The following is an 18,009-nucleotide window of genomic DNA, read 5'->3' on the forward strand; positions in this document are numbered from 1 at the left end:
ATAAAGACATAAAAATTTATTGCTGATGAAAAATCTTGAAAGTTTGGGCAAACATTGTTTATTTTTAATGATGTTGCTCTGCCTGTTCCCTCTTGGAATACAGGCTCAAAATTATGTGAAAGGTACTATTCTTGATGAGAATGGGGAACCCGTTATTGGTGCAACTATTAAAGTCCAGGGTTCGAATGAAGGTGTAGTCAGTGACCTTGATGGGCATTTCTCACTGAATGTTAAACCTGGAAGTAGACTTGCTGTTTCATACGTGGGTTATAAGACACAATTGTTAAAAGCAAGTAACAATATGAAAATTGTACTTTCCACGGACTCTAAATTTATTGATGAGGTCGTCGTCGTAGGTTATGGCGTTCAGAAGAAAAGTGACCTTACTGGCTCTGTGGGAACCGTAAATGAAAAAGACTTAGCGAATCGTTCTACTTCTGATGCTGGCGCTGCATTGCAGGGTAAAGTTTCTGGTGTACAAGTATTGAACTTCTCCGGTGCTCCAGGTGATGCTGCTTCTATCCGTGTACGTGGTTATTCTTCTAATTCTGGTAACCTCGGTCCGTTACTTATCGTAGATGGTTTGAAAGTAGATAATATTCAATATCTTGATCCGTCAATGATTGAGAATATTGAAGTCTTGAAGGATGCTGCTTCGGCTGCTATTTATGGTGCAGAAGCTGGTAACGGTGTTATCTTGATTACGACTAAGAAAGGGGAAGCCGGTCATGCTAGTATTTCCTATGATATGAAGCTTGTCAACCAAAGTATTGCTCATAAGGCAGAGATATTCAACGCCAAGGACTTTATCGCTTATAAGGAATTGTCGGGTATTGATATGGACGCAAAACTAAAAGCCAACAACTATGATGGTACTAATACAGATTGGCAAGATGTTATTTTTGATCCTTCCTGGTCTACTCAACATTCTCTCACTTTCCAGGGAGGAAACAGAAATGGGCATTTTTTTGCTTCTTTGAACATGTTGAATAATGATGGTATCGTCGTTGGTAATAAGGATCAGTATAAGCGTCTGACGGCTCAGATCAATGCTGACTACAATCTCTTTAAATGGATTTCTGTTGGTACTAATACCTCAATAGAGAAATGGAGCACCCGCGCTGTACCACAGATGAATCTTTTTGGTTCCGTCTATACTTCTGCTCTGACACTTGATCCTCTTACTCCCGTCTATTTTGATGACCCTTCGGAATTCCCATCAGATATGTTACAAGCCTATAAGGCTGGTAAGAATATTCTGAAAGACCCGTCGAATGGCAAGTGGTATGCCGTTTCGAAATATCAGACAGATGATAATGGCAACCCTTTACTACAACGTGACCTTATCGATCAGAAGTCAGATGGAATTAATGTTCGTGGGACACTGTATGCCAATATTACTCCATTCAAAGGATTGACTTTTACGTCTCGTTTTGGTTATCGCCTCTCTTTCAGTAATGTACATAGCTATACTCCGGCTTATTACGCTAATAGTATGGTTTACGGTAATAACTATGATATCTCTGCTACAGCTAATACCGGCTACTACTATCAATGGGAAAATTTTGCCAACTACAACTTCCAGTTTGGAAAGAATGACTTTACTGCTATGGCAGGTATGTCTTATATTGAAAATAATACAGATAATGTAAAGGGTGAGGCAAATGGCCCTGACATTCTTACCGGTTATGAGAGCAATTTCCATTATCTTGACTATGTAAACAACAATTCCAGTACTACTAAATCTATTAGTAATGCCCCTGGTCGTTTGACTAGCATCTCTTATTTTGGCCGTTTGGTCTATAATTTTGACAACCGTTATGGACTTCAAGCTAACTTTCGTGCAGATGCTTTCGACTCTTCCAAACTTGCTAAGAACAATCGTTGGGGATATTTCCCTTCTTTCTCTGCAGGATGGACAGTCAGCAACGAGAAATTCTTCAAAAATGTGTTTGATCCTAAAACCTGGAGTTTCCTGAAACTTCGTGCATCATGGGGTCGTAATGGTAATATCAACGTTTTGAGTGGTTATCCTTATGCAACAACAATTTCTTACAACAGTTACTGGTATCAGTATGATGTTGATGATCCAGGTGTTAGTTATGGTTCTGCTCCTTCTGGACTTGCTAATCCTAAATTAAAATGGGAAACTTCTGATCAGGTAGACCTTGGTCTTGATGCTCGTTTTCTAAACGATCGTCTAACCTTGGGAATCGACTACTTCAATAAGAAAACACGGGACTTGCTCGTCAGTGTACCTGTAGTTAATGAGATTGGTGTAGATAATGAAGTTATGAATGCGGGTAGAGTTCGTAATCGTGGTCTTGAAATTGAACTTAGTTGGAAAAATCATATAAATGACTTCCGATATGAGGTTTCGGGCAACTTTTCTTCTCTTTCCAACAAAGTCACTTATCTTGATCCTGCTGTTGGACGTATTGTTGAAACTATTTCTGGTTGTAATAACCCAATGCGAAAGGTCTTTGAAGCGGGCCACTCTATCTGGTACTTTTACGGCTATAAATATGATGGTGTAGATTCTAAGACTGGGGCTGCCAAGATTCATGATTTCAATGGTGATGGTGTAATTAATGAGGATGATATGACCGATATTGGTTCTCCTATACCTACCTATACTTACGGTATTACTCTCAATATGGCTTATAAAGGCTTTGATTTCACGCTCTTCGGTACCGGTCAGGGTGGCAATAAGATTTTCAACCTTGCTTATCGTGCAGATACCCCACTACGTAACTCTCTGAGATATTATTATAAGAATGCATGGACAACCGACAACCATAAAGGTTCAATGCCTGATCCCAAGCAGGTGGTTAACGACTGGCATTTTTGGGGTTCTTCCGCTTCAGAGTTCAGTGGTGCCTTTTTCAAATTCAAGGAGATTCAACTCGGTTATACTTTGCCGAAGTACTTAATCAGGAAAGTGATGCTGAGTAATGTTCGTGTATATGTTTCTCTTGATGATTTCTTTACTATCACCAAGTATCCTGGCCTTGATCCTGAGACCGCAACTATGAATAATAATAGTTGGTTGATGGGCTGTGATGTTGGTTCATTCCCGACTTCCAAGAAGTTTATTATGGGTCTTAATATTACATTCTAAATGTTTCAAATTAAACGATCATAATTATGAAAAAATATATAATTTTTATTCTGTGCGGGCTATTCTTACTCAGTTCGTGCTCGGAAGACAAACTTGAAATAGGACAGAAAGGGGTTATTACAGAAGAGAATTTCTATAAGACAGATGCTGATGCGGAGTCAGCATTGACTGCTGCCTATCAGATGCTCATTACCAATGTGGGTGGATATGCTCCTAGTTCTTCTACTGTCAATGCTCCTTATGTGTTGTTCAATCTTTGCGGAGATGATATCTATGCCGCTGGAAACAACTATGGTGATAACGATTTTCTGGCTGCACTTAATGAGTTTCGTTATGATACTCAGAATAGTGTGGTAAATGATGCTTATAAGGGATATTATCATGCTATCTATGGTGATAATCTGCTTATCGATAAATTCAAAGGGGGAACCACACCTGTTCAGAAACGTTGTGTAGCTGAAGCGCGTGTCATTCGTGCTTATTGTCACATGATGCTTGCTATCGGTTGGAAGAACCCTCCATTGATAGATCACGTTCTTACCGGTAGTGAGAAACCAACTAATAGCGAAAGTCAGAAGACTTTACTTGACTGGTGTGCGAAGGAATGTGAGAATGCTGTTTCAGACCTTGACGAGCGTAAGAGTGTCAACGATAAGGATGGAGCCATAAAGGTTACCAAGGGCTTTGCCTGGAGTGTAGCCGGTAAATGTCATCTTTTTGCAGGTGAATATGCTGATGCAAAAACTGATTTGAAAAAAGTTATTGATTCCGGTAAATATGCGCTTGTTCCTACAGACCGTTGGAAAGAGCTTTGGCATGTTGAAGGTGATGGTGATGAGGAAAAAGTATTTGAGCTTAATACGGTCGAAAATGCTAATATCGGTACCTGGAGTGGGAAAATTCAGCGTTCAACCTGGATGCAAGCAAATATATGGAACTGGCGCAGTGATAAACTTGCAGTATCACCTACTATGCAAGGTGTTGGCGGTTGGGGTGGCCTTGGCGTTAATGAAAAATTTGCGCAAGATTTTGAAGACAATGATGGTGATTCTCCACGTCGAAAAGCTTCCATTATCTCTTATAGTGAATTTATTACTGATTTGACTTATCCTGACGATGCCGATAAAACAATGACTGTGGATGAGAAACTTGCTGATCCTAACCGTGGTATTAATAGTCTTGAAGGTCTTTATGGTCAATGCATGTATCTGCCATTGAAGCGAATTTATACTAAGGCTGATGTTTCTCCTAATAGCTATAGTGTAAATAACTATTTGATTATGCGTTATGCAGAGGTGTTGTTGATGTATGCAGAGGCATGTGCCCAGACCAATGATCCTTCAGGACTAGAGTACTTGAATGCTATTCAGAAGCGTGCAGGATCGAAGCATATCAGTTCTACGCTGACATTGGATGAAGTAAAGAATGAGAAGAAATATGAGATGTGGCTTGAGGATTGCCGCTGGCCAGATATGGTCCGCTGGGGTGATCTTGATGGCGTGAAGAATGCCGGGAAGAACATTCCTTCTCTTCATGATGAGTTCATCACTTCCGGTAAGTCAAATTATCAAAAGAAACATGTGGCTTTTCTTACCTATAGTAATCCTAACGAGGGCAAGACTTTCGGATTTGTCAAAGGTAAACACGAATATTTTCCGATTCCATATTCTGAGACATCCATTAATCCGAATATCAAGCAGAATCCAGGCTGGGGTACTTCTTCTGGAACAAAGTAGAAACAAACTTGTTCAGTAGGTTTTAAATATATTTATGTGGTTTAGCTAATATTTTTAAGCTTTTACACCCTCGCTATGAGTTGTCTTAATTTCTTGTTACATAAAATGAACCGTAATAGGTTTGTTTTGAGACATTTTTTAAAGGCATATTGAAAAATAAATCGTAATTTTGCGGAAAAGAGTAAAACATCTTATAATGAGGGTGTACAAAGAATAAAAGTAAGACATGAATAACTAATGACATGAATAAAAAGATAATCCTATTTTTCTTTGCTTGTCTGTTGACAATGTCGGCTTCAGCAAAAGTAGATCCAAACTTTTATATTTTTCTCTGTTTCGGACAGTCAAATATGGAAGGTAATGCAAAAATTGAAGAGCAGGACCGACAGAACGTTGATCCTCGTTTTCTGATGATGGCGGCAGTTGATGATAAAAATCTCGGTCGTAAGATGGGGAATTGGTATACAGCCTTTCCTCCTCTTTGCCGTCCGAATACAGGTTTGACGCCTGTTGACTATTTTGGACGGACAATGGTAAAATACCTTCCAAAAAATGTCCGTGTGGGAGTTATCACCGTAGCTGTCGGTGGTTGCCATATCGAAACTTTCATGGAAGATTCCATTAAGAACTATGTGAATCACCGTGCTCCGCAGTGGATGAAAGGTATGCTGAAAGCTTATGATAATGATCCGTATAAGCGTCTTGTCATGCTGGCCAAGAAAGCTCAGAAGGAAGGCGTCATCAAGGCTGTTTTGCTTCATCAGGGAGAATCGAATACTGGAGATGAGGCTTGGCCTTCAAAAGTGGCATGCGTTTATAATCAACTCATCACTGACCTCCATCTGAAAACTGAGGATGTTCCTTTGCTTGCAGGAGAGGTCGTCCGTGCTGGTGGCAAAGGCCGTTGTGCGTCAATGAATAAGATCATAGACACTTTGCCTCAGACTATTCACACAGCTCAGGTCATTTCTTCCGAAGGTTGTACGAATGGTCCTGATTTTTTGCATTTTGATGCAGCTGGTTATCGAGAGATGGGCCGTCGTTATGCTTATAAGATGTTGGCATTACTTGGATATCCAGTTTATCAAGAAGTAAAAGTACCGGAAGATGCGAAAACTTCTATTTATGCCGAACCGGGTAATGAGTTTCCGAAGGTGGATAGTAAGAACTGTGCATGGTTTCGTATATTTGCTCCGCAGGCTCAGGTTGTAAAGGCAGATATATGTGGAAAGAGATACGATTTGCAACGTGATGCCAAAGGTTTCTGGACCGGCGGTACTGCTCCGTTGCCTGTAGGCTTTCATTATTATTTCTTGAATATTGATGGAGTGAACGTCAATGATCCGGCTTCAGACACCTTCTTCGGTTGTTGCCGCCAAAGTAGTGGAATAGAAATTCCTGAAGGTGATGCTGGTAATTATTATCGTCCACAGCAAGGTGTTGCAAAAGGTCAGGTCCGTTCCTTCCAGTACTATTCTGAATCCAAGAAGGAATGGCGTCGTGCTATGGTCTATACGCCGGCAGAGTATGAAACATCGGGTAAGAAACGTTATCCTGTGCTTTATTTACAGCATGGTATGGGAGAGGATGAAACGGGATGGAGTCATCAGGGTTTTATGCAGAATATCATGGATAATCTCATTGCCGAAAAGAAAGCTGTTCCGATGATTGTTGTTATGGAGAGTGGGGATGTAAAAATGCCTTATGATACCAAGCGTTTTACCATGGCTGATTATGGTGCCAGTTTTTATGAGGTAATGATCAATGATCTTATTCCTGCTATTGATTCTAATTTCCGTACTTTCACTGACCGTGATCATCGGGCTATGGCTGGTCTTTCCTGGGGCGGACACCAGACTTTTGACATCGTGTTGAACCATCTTGACAAATTCTCTTATATGGGTGGATTTAGCGGTGCTATCTTTGGACTTAATGATCAGACGATCAAGACCGTATATGATGGGATTCTTTCCCGTCCTGATGAGTTTAATAAGAAGATTCATTATCTCTTCCTTGGTTGTGGATCTGAAGAAAACATGGGTACTCTCCAATTGATCACGACATTGCAGAATGCCGGTCTCAAGGTTGATTCTATGGTTTCACCGGGTACTGCACATGAGTGGCTCACATGGCGGCGCTGTCTGGAGCATTTCGCCCAGCATCTGTTTAAGTAAAGCCGATTTTACATAAGGTTAAAATGGATGTTCTCTTGGTATAGAATTATAATTTTGTTGATTTAATAAGAAAACGCTGTGCTGTCATGGCACGGCGTTTTACGTGGAACGATATGACCGTTTTTTAGTCCTTAGATCAAAATGAATAGAATAAATATTTTATCAGTTCTATTGCTTCTCTTGCCTGGAAGCATGAAAGCTCAGATGGCAACTTTCCACTATTTTTGTTATCAGGGTGAGGATGTGCGATTCCAGCAACCAATTAATAAGAATAGGGAATACTTTAATCCGATTATTGCAGGGTTTCATCCTGATCCTTCTTTTTGCAAGGCAGGTGATACCTATTATCTTGTAAATTCATCCTTTTCTTACTTTCCTGGAGTTCCGATTTATGAGAGTAAGGATCTTATACATTGGTGGCAAATCGGGCATGTGCTGGATCGTATTTCGCAGGATCCTCTGGATCATCAGAATGTTTCGGGTGGTATTTTTGCTCCGGCTATTTCGTATAATAGTAGTAATAAGACTTTCTATATGATTACTACTAATGTAGGGAAAGGCAATTTCTTCGTAAAGACAAAAAATCCGGAAAAGGGCTGGAGTGATCCGATATACCTTCCTCAGATAGATGGTATAGATCCTTCTTTCTTTTTTGACAGAGACGGGCAGGGCTATATCGTGCATAATGCTCCTGTCTGTGGAACGGCTGCCTATGAAGGGCAGAGAGCCATACGTATTTTCCGTTTCGATGTAGAGGGGGACAGTATTATTGGAAAGCCGAAGGAAATTATCCGTGGAGGAACGCATGTAGATAAGCATCCTGTCTGGATTGAGGGACCCCATCTTTATCGTATTGGCAAATACTACTATTTGATGTGCGCTGAAGGTGGTACTGGAACAAATCATAGTGAGGTGATTTTCCGTGCCAGACACCCGATGGGGCCATGGGAGGAGGATCCTGAAAATCCTATATTGACACAGCGTGAGGGTGTGGATCCTGATCGAGCAGACAGGGTGACCAGTACGGGACATGCTGATCTCTTGGAAAGTAAATCTGGAGACTGGTGGGCAGTTTTCCTGGGTTGTCGGCCTTATAGAGGTGATTTGTATAATACTGGGAGGGAGACATTCTTGTTGCCTGTGACATGGAAGAACGGATGGCCGGTAATCCTGAAGAGGGGGAAGGCTATACCTACAGTAAACGAAATGCATCCCTGGCAATGGAAAATAACAGCTGCGAAGACGATTCCGGTTACTGGCAATTTTACTTTCCGTGATGATTTCCATGGACAGAAACTTAACCCTTGTTGGACTTTCCTCCGTAATCCGTCTTCTTTTTATACATTAGGACAGGATGGACTGAAGATTTCCGCTTTACCAGTAGCAATTTGGCAGGATGATTCACCTTCTGCCTTGTTTTATCGTCAGCAACATACAACGTTCAATGCTGAGACAGAGGTCGTCTTTTCTCCGGAAAATGACAAACAATTTGCAGGTTTCTGCCTTTTCCAGAATGAACAGTATAATTTTACTTTTGGTAAAACTGAAATAAATAATCGTTTGGCTATTTTGTTGACTCGAACAGAAATGAAGCCGGTAACGATTGCGACAGTCTTTATAGATGCGAAGGATGCTGATATGCCGGTCAAATTGAAAATTCATGGTGAGGGCCAATACTATGATTTCTATTATTCATTGGGCAATGGAAAATGGAAAGTCTTGGCTCGTGGGGTGGATGCTTCTAATTTGTCTACTCATGAAAGTGGTGGTTTCGTCGGCACAATGATTGGTTTATATGCTTCGAAGAAATAGCGATGGTTGATATTTTGAATCTTGGAATAGCCTATCTTGAGTAGTGTATGGTATTCTTGTGTTTGTCAGACTGAGAGGGCAATGGAGATTATTTGAAATAATATTGTCCTTTATGCTTTGTACGCCGGCCATATTCTATAGCGTGGTGGGGACAATGATGATAGCAGTTGAAGCAACTCAGGCAGGAGCCGTCGTGCTTCCAATGTGGTTCTTCACCCTTTCCTCCCATCAAGTCTCCGGTGGGACAGACCTGAGCGCAGATGCCACACCTCACGCAGCGGTCACTCACCACATGGAAGGGTTTGTCTGTAATAAGAACTTTCTCAAAGAATGCTCCGAGGAGCTGTGAGTTGATCCAGGGCCAGCGGCCTTTATGTAAACGGAAAACACCCTCTTTCTTATCAAAGACCTCCTCGCAGATGACTTTCAGCATTTCATTGGCTTCGGTTTTCTTCTTGATCTCTTTTTCTTTCGTGTCAATATCCATGAACGGTAATCCTACATACGTCTCTGGCATGAGGATGGAATAAGCAGAGTCAACTTGATGAACATGGATACTTTTCAGTGACCGGTTAGCAGACAGAGCCTTGTTCAAATATCTGTCGACGGTTAATCCGATATTATCACCTGCCGTGACCACTGCGTAGGTAAAGGGTTTCTCTGCGCTTTCGACCGTGAGGCGGGATAGAAATGTTCTTACGATCGTCGGAACACGCCAGCCATGTACCGGGAAGACAAAGCCCATGCGTTCTCCCTTCTTGAGGGTGAAGGGCTTTCTGCTTCCCATGACTTCCGGTATGGAAATCAGCACATCCTGGGTTGCTGCAGCTAATTTCCGGGCCACCCACTGAGAATCACCTTCTGCTGAAAAATAGAATATCATAGGTCTCTCCGTTAATATGAAAAATGGATAGCACGCCTCCATGCTATCCATTATAAATGATATAATTTTCTTAAATTATTTAGCTTCTTTCATGTTTCCCTCAATATAGAGACGGGTCATTTCAACAACACCATTGGTGCGGACCGTAATGGTCTTTTTAAAATGACCGGGAAACTTACCTTTACCATTATAGGTTACTGATAATTCTCCCTTTTGACCTGGCATAATGGGTTTCTTCGTGTAACTGGGAATGGTACAGCCACAACTTGCAACTGCCTGGTTGATAACTAATGGTTTATCTCCCTTATTTATAAAGGTGAATGTTGTTTTCTGAATGGGTTGGGACTCAGAAAAAGTGCCGAAATCATGAGATAGCCTGTCAAATTTGATCTCTGCTTGTGCACTGACACTTAAAGTGCAAACAAGCATTAATAGCATACTTAAAACTAACTTTTTCATATTGTTATCACTTGATTTATAATTCGTTCGATGCAAAGGTAAATAGAAAGTTTAGCATAAGTTCTGTTTTTTACAAAAATTAATGCTTTTATTTGGCATTTATCTTGATTTATTGTATTTTTGCAAATCAGAATTGAAAATACTTAATATGTATAGAACGAATACGTGTGGGGAGTTGCGCCTTTCGGACTCTGGAAAAGAGGTAACACTGGCCGGCTGGGTTCAGCGTTTAAGAAAATTAGGGGGGATGACTTTTGTTGATCTCCGTGATCGTTATGGTATTACCCAATTAGTTTTTAACGAAGCTAAAGACAGCGTGTTGTGTGATCAGGCTAATCAGTTAGGTCGTGAATATTGTGTTCAGATCAAGGGAATAGTCCGTGAACGTGCCAGCAAAAATCCTAAAATGGATACGGGCGATATTGAAATCATTGCTGAGGACCTCAACGTCCTTTCTCCAAGTTTGACACCACCGTTTACGATTGAGGATCATACGGATGGGGGAGATGATCTTCGGATGAAATACCGTTATCTTGACCTCCGGCGGCCTTGCGTAAGAAAAAATCTGGAGTTGCGCCACAGGATGACTATTTTAATTCGTAATTTTCTGGATGCTAAGAAGTTTATTGAGGTAGAAACGCCTGATCTGATCGGAAGTACTCCCGAAGGAGCTCGTGATTTTGTCGTTCCTTCCCGTATGAATCCGGGACAGTTCTATGCGCTGCCACAGAGCCCTCAACTTTTGAAACAACTACTGATGGTGGCTGGTTTTGACAGATATTTCCAGATTGCCAAGTGCTTCCGTGATGAGGACTTGCGGGCTGACCGTCAACCAGAGTTTACACAAGTAGATTGTGAGATGAGTTTTGTGGATCAGGATGATGTGATCAATCTGTTTGAAGAGATGTGCAGGATGCTTTTTAAGGAGATCCGTGGCGTCGAACTGCCTAAACTGCAGCAGATGACATGGCAGGAGGCGATGAGGCGTTTTGGCAGTGACAAGCCTGATCTGCGCTTTGGTATGGAGTTTGTTGAGCTTCAGGATTTCTTTAAAGGAAAAGGCTCTTTCAGTGTCTTTGATGAGGCTGCCTATATCGGGGGAATTTGTGCACCTGGATGTGCTGATTACAGTCGTAAACAACTCAATGAGTTGACTGACTATGTGAAGTCTCCTCAGGTTGGTGCCAAAGGACTCGTCTATATTAAGTATAATGCTGACGGGACGGTAAAGAGTTCTGTTGATAAGTTCTATTCTCCTGAAGTCCTTGCCCAGGTCAAGGAAAAAATGGGGGCAAAGGACGGGGATCTGGTATTGATTCTCAGTGGTACAAGCATTAATAAAACTCGCATTCAACTTTGCAGCCTGCGCTTGTTGATGGGGGATCGTCTGGGACTTCGTGATAAGGATATCTTCAAATGCTTATGGATCATTGATTTTCCTCTCTTCGAATGGAGCGATGAAGAGCAGCGGCTGGTATCCACTCATCATCCGTTTACGATGCCTAATCCTGATGATATTCCTTTGCTGGACACACATCCTGAAAAGGTTCGTGCTAAGGCTTATGATTTCGTCTGCAATGGAATGGAAGTGGGCGGAGGAAGTATTCGTATTCATGATACGAAACTTCAGGAAAAAATGTTCAAAGTCCTTGGCTTTACCAGGGAGAGAGCTGAGGCTCAGTTTGGCTTCTTGATGAATGCATTTAAATATGGTGCTCCTCCTCATGCAGGACTGGCCTTTGGACTGGATCGTTTCACCAGTATCCTTGCCGGTCTGGATAGTATCCGGGATACAATTGCCTTTCCTAAAAATAATAAGGGCAGGGATGTGATGCTGGGGGCTCCTTCTGAATTAGACAAAAAGCAACTTGATGAGTTGTCTATTTGTGTAAATACTCCTCAGGAATAAGATCATTTCCGTTTTTTATTCTAAGATTCATTCATGAACAGAATAAAAAACGGATTTTTGTTTGATATAAGTCAAGAAATTTGTTTTTTTTTATTTCCAAAGTCTTTAATAAGTAACATTTTAATAAAGAATAATGTAAATCTGAAAAAAAGAATTATCTTTGTAGCAGATTTATAAAAGTAGGTGGGCTACATGATGTAATAAGCCTTGACTAATTTTTTAAATATAGACAAAATGAGAGAAAAGAAAACAAGAACATGCGCTGCTAAAAAAACGGTATCTAAAGCAGCTGAAACGAAGACCGTTCTGGTTCTGAGTCCGGAAAATGCAGGTTTCAAAGCAGGTGATGTTTATCAGGCACTTGCAGCTGCAGGACAAGCCATGACAGTAGATGAAATTGCTAAGCAGGCTAAGATCAGCGAAGAAGAAGCTATTCTTGGCATTGGCTGGCTCTTTAAAGAGGGCAAAATCAAAGACGAGGACAATAAAATTATCCTTGCTTAATATTCCTTTCAAAAAGGTCGCAGATGTTTCGTGCGTTTGTGGCTTTTTTGTTCATTCTGTTTAGCTGATACTCTGTTCCGTTTACAATGAATTGTAGGAAAAGAGTTTTTGCATGAAAAACAACTACTGATAATCTCTATACCTGTTTTCTTTCACTGTAATAAGATCTTCTCGTGCTGATTCTGTAATTTTTCCCTTCCGTTGTTTAAGGCAGACAATAGTGGAGAGATAAATGGGTAATTTGTAACTTGGGCTAAAGTCTATGTTACAAGCTTTGGATGAACCTGACAGGTTTTTGTATAACTTTGCCCTCGGAGAATGACAGGAATGAAGAAGTTTATCTTTCTATGAAAGAATTTGCTTCCAAGCAGAAGTCAGAACAAGAGCGCTCCGTTCTCGTAAATGAAAAACTAAAAATGAAAAACTTATGACTGAGAAATATTTATTGGGTTTTGATGTGGGATCATCATCGGTGAAAGTGTCTTTGATCAATGTCGATACCGGGACTGTAACATCATCAGCTTTCTCTCCTGAGCATGAAGCTCCAATGGTAGCAATGAGACCTGGATGGGCTGAACAAGAACCTGAATCGTGGTGGAAATATGCGAAAACTTCACTGGCTCAGGCTATGAATAAAGCAGACATCAGTGGAGAGGATATTTTGGCTATAGGCATTTCTTATCAAATGCATGGACTGGTATGCGTGGATAAAGATCAGCGGGTCCTTCGTCCTTCGATCATCTGGTGTGATTCTCGTGCTGTTTCTTATGGAAATAAGGCTTTCAGGGAGTTGGGAAGGAAAAGGTGCCTGGAGCACCTCTTAAATTCTCCCGGGAATTTTACGGCTTCTAAACTGGAGTGGGTGAAGATTCATGAACCTCAGATTTTTGAGCAGATAGACAAGGTCATGCTGCCAGGGGATTATCTGGCCATGAAACTTTCCGGGTGTATCCAGACAACAATTGAGGGACTTTCTGAAGCAATCTTATGGGACTTTAAGAATAAAGTTCCGGCAAAATTCCTTCTGGACTATTTTGGCTTTCCGGAAGGTTTCCTGCCGGAAATCGTGCCAACATTTTCGAGACAGTGTGTGGTGAGCCGACAGGCTGCCGAAGAAACAGGATTGAAGGAGGGAACTCCCATTTCTTACCGGGCTGGTGACCAGCCTAATAATGCTGTCAGCCTGAATGTCTTTGATCCGGGGGAAATAGCTTCTACCGCAGGTACGTCAGGGGTCGTTTATGGCGTACTGGGGAAGGCCAACTATGATCCTAAAAGTCGTGTGAATACTTTTGCGCATGTTAATTATGCGGAAACAGAGGATCGTCTTGGTGTCTTGCTCTGTATTAATGGCACAGGTATCCTCAATGCCTGGGTGCACCGTAACATTACACCTGACCTGAGTTATGCTGACATGAATCAGTTGGCTGCTGATATACCGATTGGTTCCAAGGGGGTCACTGTAATTCCTTTTGGTAATGGCGCGGAACGTGTGCTGGAGAATAGGGAAATTGGGTGTAGTATCCATGGACTGAATTTCAATGAACATAATCGTGCACATATCGTGCGTGCAGCCCAGGAAGGCATCGTTTTCGGTTTTTGCTATGGTATGGAAATCATGGAAAAGATGGGCATGAAAATCCACAAGATTCATGCTGGACATGCCAATATGTTCTTGAGTCCGGTTTTTTGTGACACGCTTGCAAGTGTCAGTGGAGATTGTATTGAGTTGTATGAAACGGATGGAAGTGCTGGCGCAGCAAGGGGGGCCGGAATCGGAGCCGGAATTTATAAGGATCACGATGAAGCCTTCTCTATGCTGAAACGGTTGGCTGTCGTCGAGCCGGATGAGCACCATCGTAGTGCTTATCTGAATGCATACGCGGACTGGAAAGACCAATTGAATAAAATGCTACTGGATTAACTAATAACTATTAAATTAAACAACTATGACAAAAGAGTATTTTCCGCAAATCGGAAAAATCCCGTTTGAAGGGACAAAGAGTAAAAAAGTTTTAGCTTTCCATTATTATGATCCTGAAAAGGTGATTATGGGGAAGAAAATGAAGGACTGGCTGAGATTCGCCATGGCCTGGTGGCACACGCTGGGACCAGCGTCTGCTGATCAGTTCGGGGGACAGACACGCCTCTACCCCTGGTATAAAGCTGATACTGCCATCCAACGGGCAAAGGATAAGATGGATGCCGGTTTTGAGATTATGGAGAAACTGGGTATTCATTACTTCTGTTTCCATGACGTTGATCTTTGTGATCCTTCTGATGACATCCAGGAGTACGAAGACAATATGAAGGCGATTACGGATTATGCCCTCCAGAAAATGAAAGTATTTCCGGATATTCATCTCCTTTGGGGGACGGCAAATGTTTTTGGAGACAAGTGCTATATGAATGGTGCTTCAACAAATCCTGATTTTGATGTCGTGGCCCGTGCTTGCGTACAGATCAAAAATGCCATTGATGCGACGATTAAACTTGGAGGGTCTGATTATGTGTTCTGGGGTGGCCGCGAGGGCTATCAGAGTTTGCTGAATACGGATATGAAGCGTGAGAAGGATCATTATGCTACGATGCTGGCTGCTGCCAGGGACTATGGCCGTTCTCATGGCTTTAAGGGGACCTTCCTGGTAGAACCGAAGCCGATGGAGCCTACAAAGCATCAGTATGATACAGATGTAGAAACGGTTGTCGGGTTCCTCAGGGCTCATCATCTGGACAAGGATTTCAAGATTAACATAGAAGTGAACCATGCAACGCTTGCCGGACATACTTTCTCTCATGAGCTGGCCTGTGCTATAGATGCAGGCATGCTTGGATCCGTTGATGCTAACCGTGGTGACTATCAGAACGGCTGGGATACGGATCAGTTTCCTATAGACAATTGGGAGTTGACTCAGGCCTGGATGCAAATCCTGCGCAATGGCGGTCTGCATAATGGCGGATCAAATTTTGATGCTAAATTGCGTAGGAATTCTACGGATCCTGATGACATCTTTATTGCTCATATCAGTGGTATGGATGCCTTCGCTCGTGGATTGGAGAATGCTGCTGCCATTTTGACGGAGAGTCCTCTGCCTCAAATGCTAAAGGAGCGATATGCTAGTTTTGACCATGGGGAAGGTAAAAAGTTTGAAGATGGTGAGTTGTCTCTTGAACAGATCGTCGACTATGCCAAAGGTCATGGTAAACCAAAATTGATTTCAGGTAAACAGGAACTGTACGAGATGATCGTGAATTTGTACTGTAAATAATTTTATTTACAAATTGATCTGGTAAACGATTGTAAATAAGGGGAGTAGGACCATTTGGCCTTACTCCTGTTTCGTTCTATCCATAAAATGATTTTGTTTGGGAGGCAAGGTAATCGTATTTGTAACTAAACGGAAGTAATGACATTTTGTTTTCTGTTTGTGTCTGCCTAAAAATGATAAGATTATTTTGTAAGTTAGAAAAAATCAATTATCTTTGCATATCATAAAAATATACATTTATGACTCAAAATCATAATCACCTGGTAATTATGGCCGGAGGTGTGGGGAGCAGATTCTGGCCGATGAGTACTGTAGAACGACCTAAACAATTTATAGATGTCCTGGGGGTGGGACGCTCCTTACTCCAACTGACCTATGATCGTTTTGAGGGCATCTGTGATCCCCGGAATATATGGGTTGTCACGAATAAGAAATATGCAACCCTGGTAGAGCAACAGCTTCCTGAAATTCCAACCGGGAATATTTTGTTGGAACCATGCCGTCGCAATACGGCACCTTGCATAGCTTATGTGAGCTGGCGTATCAAATCCATGGACCCTAAAGCTAATATCGTGGTGACTCCTTCTGATCATATTGTCACAAACGGCTCTGAATTTCGGCGGAGTATACTTTCTTGTATGAAATTTACAAGTGAGACAGATGCGATTGTCACTTTGGGCATAAAACCTTCCCGGCCGGAAACGGGTTATGGCTATATTAAGGCTGATCTGGAATCCAGTAGCGCGCGGAATAGTGAAATATTCCGTGTGGATAATTTCCGGGAGAAGCCTGATTTGCAGACAGCCAGAAAATATCTTCAGGAAGGTGATTATTTCTGGAATGCAGGAATCTTTATCTGGCGGGTAGAGACTATTGTCAATGCCTTCCGGGTTTACCAACCTACTTTGTCGGCTGTCTTCGAGAGTCTGATGGATGTTTACGGTACTGAACATGAACAGGAACAGATAGATCTCCGCTATCCGGAATGTGAGAGCATCAGCGTAGACTATGCCATTATGGAAAAGGCGGAGGAAATTTTTGTGTTTCCAGCTGATATAGGGTGGAGTGATCTGGGTACCTGGGGCAATCTGCTGGCCCATACTCACCATGATCTTTATGGCAACAGTCTGATAGGAGAGCATATCCAGGTCTATGATACAAAGAACTGTATCATCCATACGACGCAGGAGAAAAAGGTGATTGTCCAAGGGCTGGATGGATATATTGTCGCTGAGAAGGATCATCAGTTATTGATTTGTAAACTCTCGGATGAGCAAAGCATCAAGCAGTACAATGAGCAGTCCTGAGAGAATGTGGGGGTGACCTTCTCGGTCTGTTGGGCCTTTTAGGGATGGTCAGGGCAGTAGTCAGATCCTCCCTTGCGTTCTTCTGTTTAAGAAATAGCTGAAAGTTATTCCGCACCTGTGATGCGCTTATGGCGCTTGATGAGCCATCTGATAATAAGATAAAGGCATCCGATACCGACAAGAACAAAGATAACGGATTTGATGCTTTCGGTGTAAAGGGCAATCTTATCGTCTAACTGGTCTTCTGGAACGATAGAATGGAGATACCAGCCCAGAACGGCAAGAACACAATTCCATACTCCTGCACCTGCCATCGTATAGAGAAGGAATTTCCAATATTTCATCTTGCTCATGCCGGCAGGAATGGAAATCAAATGTCTGATGCCGGGGATCAGACGCCCTGTGATGGTAGCTGCCATCCCGTGTTTGTTGAAATACCTTTCACTTCTTTCTATTTTACTTTGGTTCAGCAGGCAAAGATGCCCGAACCGGCTGTTGGCGAATCGATAGATAACAGGCCTGCCTAGATAATAGCCTGCTAAATAGTTGACAGTGGCTCCGCACCCGGCTCCTAATATGCCAAAAATAACAACTAGGAAGATATCTAGGTTCCCACTTGCTGCATGGTAAGCTGCAGGGGTAATGACGAATTCTGAAGGAACAGGCAGGACGGTGCTCTCTAATAGCATCAGAAAGAAAATCGTCCCATAATTCAAGTCACTTAGCAATGAAGACAAAAAGCCCATATTAATAAAATAGTTAGAAGTTAAAACTTAAAACTTAAAGAATGCTGGTTATACCTTATGAAAACAGTCTGTATGGAGATTCCTCCATC

12 protein-coding genes are annotated in these 18,009 nt (G+C 42.0%); 9 read left to right on the forward strand and 3 right to left on the reverse strand.

Going from position 1 to position 18,009, the window contains the following annotated elements; all coding sequences use genetic code 11:
- The first annotated feature begins 25 nt into the window (after nucleotides 1–25).
- The 4 genes from ACYRYG_RS00070 to ACYRYG_RS00085 all read left to right on the forward strand — a co-directional run bounded on the left by ACYRYG_RS00070 (nucleotide 26) and on the right by ACYRYG_RS00085 (nucleotide 8,843).
- Nucleotides 26–3,121: a SusC/RagA family TonB-linked outer membrane protein gene (locus ACYRYG_RS00070; protein ID WP_460197262.1), complete on the forward strand. Its 3,096-nt coding sequence runs from the start codon at nucleotides 26–28 to the stop codon at nucleotides 3,119–3,121.
- A gap of 26 nt (nucleotides 3,122–3,147) precedes the next feature.
- Nucleotides 3,148–4,857: a RagB/SusD family nutrient uptake outer membrane protein gene (locus tag ACYRYG_RS00075; protein WP_460197264.1), complete on the forward strand. Its 1,710-nt coding sequence runs from the start codon at nucleotides 3,148–3,150 to the stop codon at nucleotides 4,855–4,857.
- A 242-nt stretch (nucleotides 4,858–5,099) separates the two neighbouring features.
- A complete protein-coding gene (locus tag ACYRYG_RS00080; protein WP_460197266.1) occupies nucleotides 5,100–7,031 on the forward strand; it encodes a sialate O-acetylesterase in 1,932 nt (643 codons plus the stop codon).
- Between the two features lie 141 nt (nucleotides 7,032–7,172).
- Entirely contained in the window at nucleotides 7,173–8,843 is a 1,671-nt protein-coding gene (locus ACYRYG_RS00085; RefSeq protein WP_294075679.1) for a glycoside hydrolase family 43 protein, read from the forward strand.
- A gap of 88 nt (nucleotides 8,844–8,931) precedes the next feature.
- Here the strand turns inward: ACYRYG_RS00085 and ACYRYG_RS00090 are convergent, their stop codons facing one another.
- On the reverse strand, nucleotides 8,932–9,726 hold the full coding sequence (locus ACYRYG_RS00090) for an EFR1 family ferrodoxin (protein ID WP_460197268.1): 795 nt from the start codon (nucleotides 9,724–9,726) through the stop codon (nucleotides 8,932–8,934).
- 75 nt (nucleotides 9,727–9,801) lie between these two features.
- Nucleotides 9,802–10,185, reverse strand: coding sequence for a DUF1573 domain-containing protein (locus ACYRYG_RS00095; RefSeq protein WP_252760050.1), 384 nt, complete (start codon nucleotides 10,183–10,185; stop codon nucleotides 9,802–9,804).
- A 148-nt stretch (nucleotides 10,186–10,333) separates the two neighbouring features.
- Between ACYRYG_RS00095 and aspS the strand changes: the two genes are divergently transcribed.
- The 5 genes from aspS (at nucleotide 10,334) to ACYRYG_RS00120 (ending at nucleotide 17,174) form a co-directional block, all read left to right on the forward strand.
- Entirely contained in the window at nucleotides 10,334–12,094 is a 1,761-nt protein-coding gene (aspS, locus tag ACYRYG_RS00100) for an aspartate--tRNA ligase (RefSeq protein WP_293417427.1), read from the forward strand.
- A gap of 234 nt (nucleotides 12,095–12,328) precedes the next feature.
- A complete protein-coding gene (locus ACYRYG_RS00105; RefSeq protein ID WP_293417424.1) occupies nucleotides 12,329–12,598 on the forward strand; it encodes a winged helix-turn-helix domain-containing protein in 270 nt (89 codons plus the stop codon).
- A 427-nt stretch (nucleotides 12,599–13,025) separates the two neighbouring features.
- A complete protein-coding gene (locus ACYRYG_RS00110) occupies nucleotides 13,026–14,522 on the forward strand; it encodes a xylulokinase (RefSeq protein ID WP_293417421.1) in 1,497 nt (498 codons plus the stop codon).
- A 25-nt stretch (nucleotides 14,523–14,547) separates the two neighbouring features.
- Entirely contained in the window at nucleotides 14,548–15,867 is a 1,320-nt protein-coding gene (gene xylA, locus ACYRYG_RS00115; RefSeq protein ID WP_293417418.1) for a xylose isomerase, read from the forward strand.
- 239 nt (nucleotides 15,868–16,106) lie between these two features.
- Nucleotides 16,107–17,174 (forward strand): mannose-1-phosphate guanylyltransferase, encoded by a 1,068-nt coding sequence (locus ACYRYG_RS00120; RefSeq protein WP_293417415.1) that lies wholly within the window; start codon nucleotides 16,107–16,109, stop codon nucleotides 17,172–17,174.
- A gap of 104 nt (nucleotides 17,175–17,278) precedes the next feature.
- On the opposite strand, the gene ACYRYG_RS00125 is transcribed toward ACYRYG_RS00120, so the two are convergent.
- Nucleotides 17,279–17,920 (reverse strand): DedA family protein, encoded by a 642-nt coding sequence (locus tag ACYRYG_RS00125; RefSeq protein ID WP_293417412.1) that lies wholly within the window; start codon nucleotides 17,918–17,920, stop codon nucleotides 17,279–17,281.
- Between the last annotated feature and the right edge of the window lie 89 nt (nucleotides 17,921–18,009).

It is taken from the genome of Segatella asaccharophila (genome assembly GCF_054687055.1).

What these genes read in the sequence shown, in the direction of transcription:
- ACYRYG_RS00080 (WP_460197266.1), top strand. Translation starts at nt 5,100, where the DNA reads ATGAATAAAAAGATAATCCTATTTTTCTTTGCTTGTCTGTTGACAATG.
- ACYRYG_RS00095 (WP_252760050.1), bottom strand. Translation starts at nt 10,185, where the DNA reads ATGAAAAAGTTAGTTTTAAGTATGCTATTAATGCTTGTTTGCACTTTA.
- ACYRYG_RS00120 (WP_293417415.1), top strand. Translation starts at nt 16,107, where the DNA reads ATGACTCAAAATCATAATCACCTGGTAATTATGGCCGGAGGTGTGGGG.
- ACYRYG_RS00090 (WP_460197268.1), bottom strand. Translation starts at nt 9,726, where the DNA reads ATGATATTCTATTTTTCAGCAGAAGGTGATTCTCAGTGGGTGGCCCGG.
- ACYRYG_RS00110 (WP_293417421.1), top strand. Translation starts at nt 13,026, where the DNA reads ATGACTGAGAAATATTTATTGGGTTTTGATGTGGGATCATCATCGGTG.
- ACYRYG_RS00125 (WP_293417412.1), bottom strand. Translation starts at nt 17,920, where the DNA reads ATGGGCTTTTTGTCTTCATTGCTAAGTGACTTGAATTATGGGACGATT.
- xylA (WP_293417418.1), top strand. Translation starts at nt 14,548, where the DNA reads ATGACAAAAGAGTATTTTCCGCAAATCGGAAAAATCCCGTTTGAAGGG.
- aspS (WP_293417427.1), top strand. Translation starts at nt 10,334, where the DNA reads ATGTATAGAACGAATACGTGTGGGGAGTTGCGCCTTTCGGACTCTGGA.
- ACYRYG_RS00075 (WP_460197264.1), top strand. Translation starts at nt 3,148, where the DNA reads ATGAAAAAATATATAATTTTTATTCTGTGCGGGCTATTCTTACTCAGT.
- ACYRYG_RS00105 (WP_293417424.1), top strand. Translation starts at nt 12,329, where the DNA reads ATGAGAGAAAAGAAAACAAGAACATGCGCTGCTAAAAAAACGGTATCT.
- ACYRYG_RS00070 (WP_460197262.1), top strand. Translation starts at nt 26, where the DNA reads ATGAAAAATCTTGAAAGTTTGGGCAAACATTGTTTATTTTTAATGATG.
- ACYRYG_RS00085 (WP_294075679.1), top strand. Translation starts at nt 7,173, where the DNA reads ATGAATAGAATAAATATTTTATCAGTTCTATTGCTTCTCTTGCCTGGA.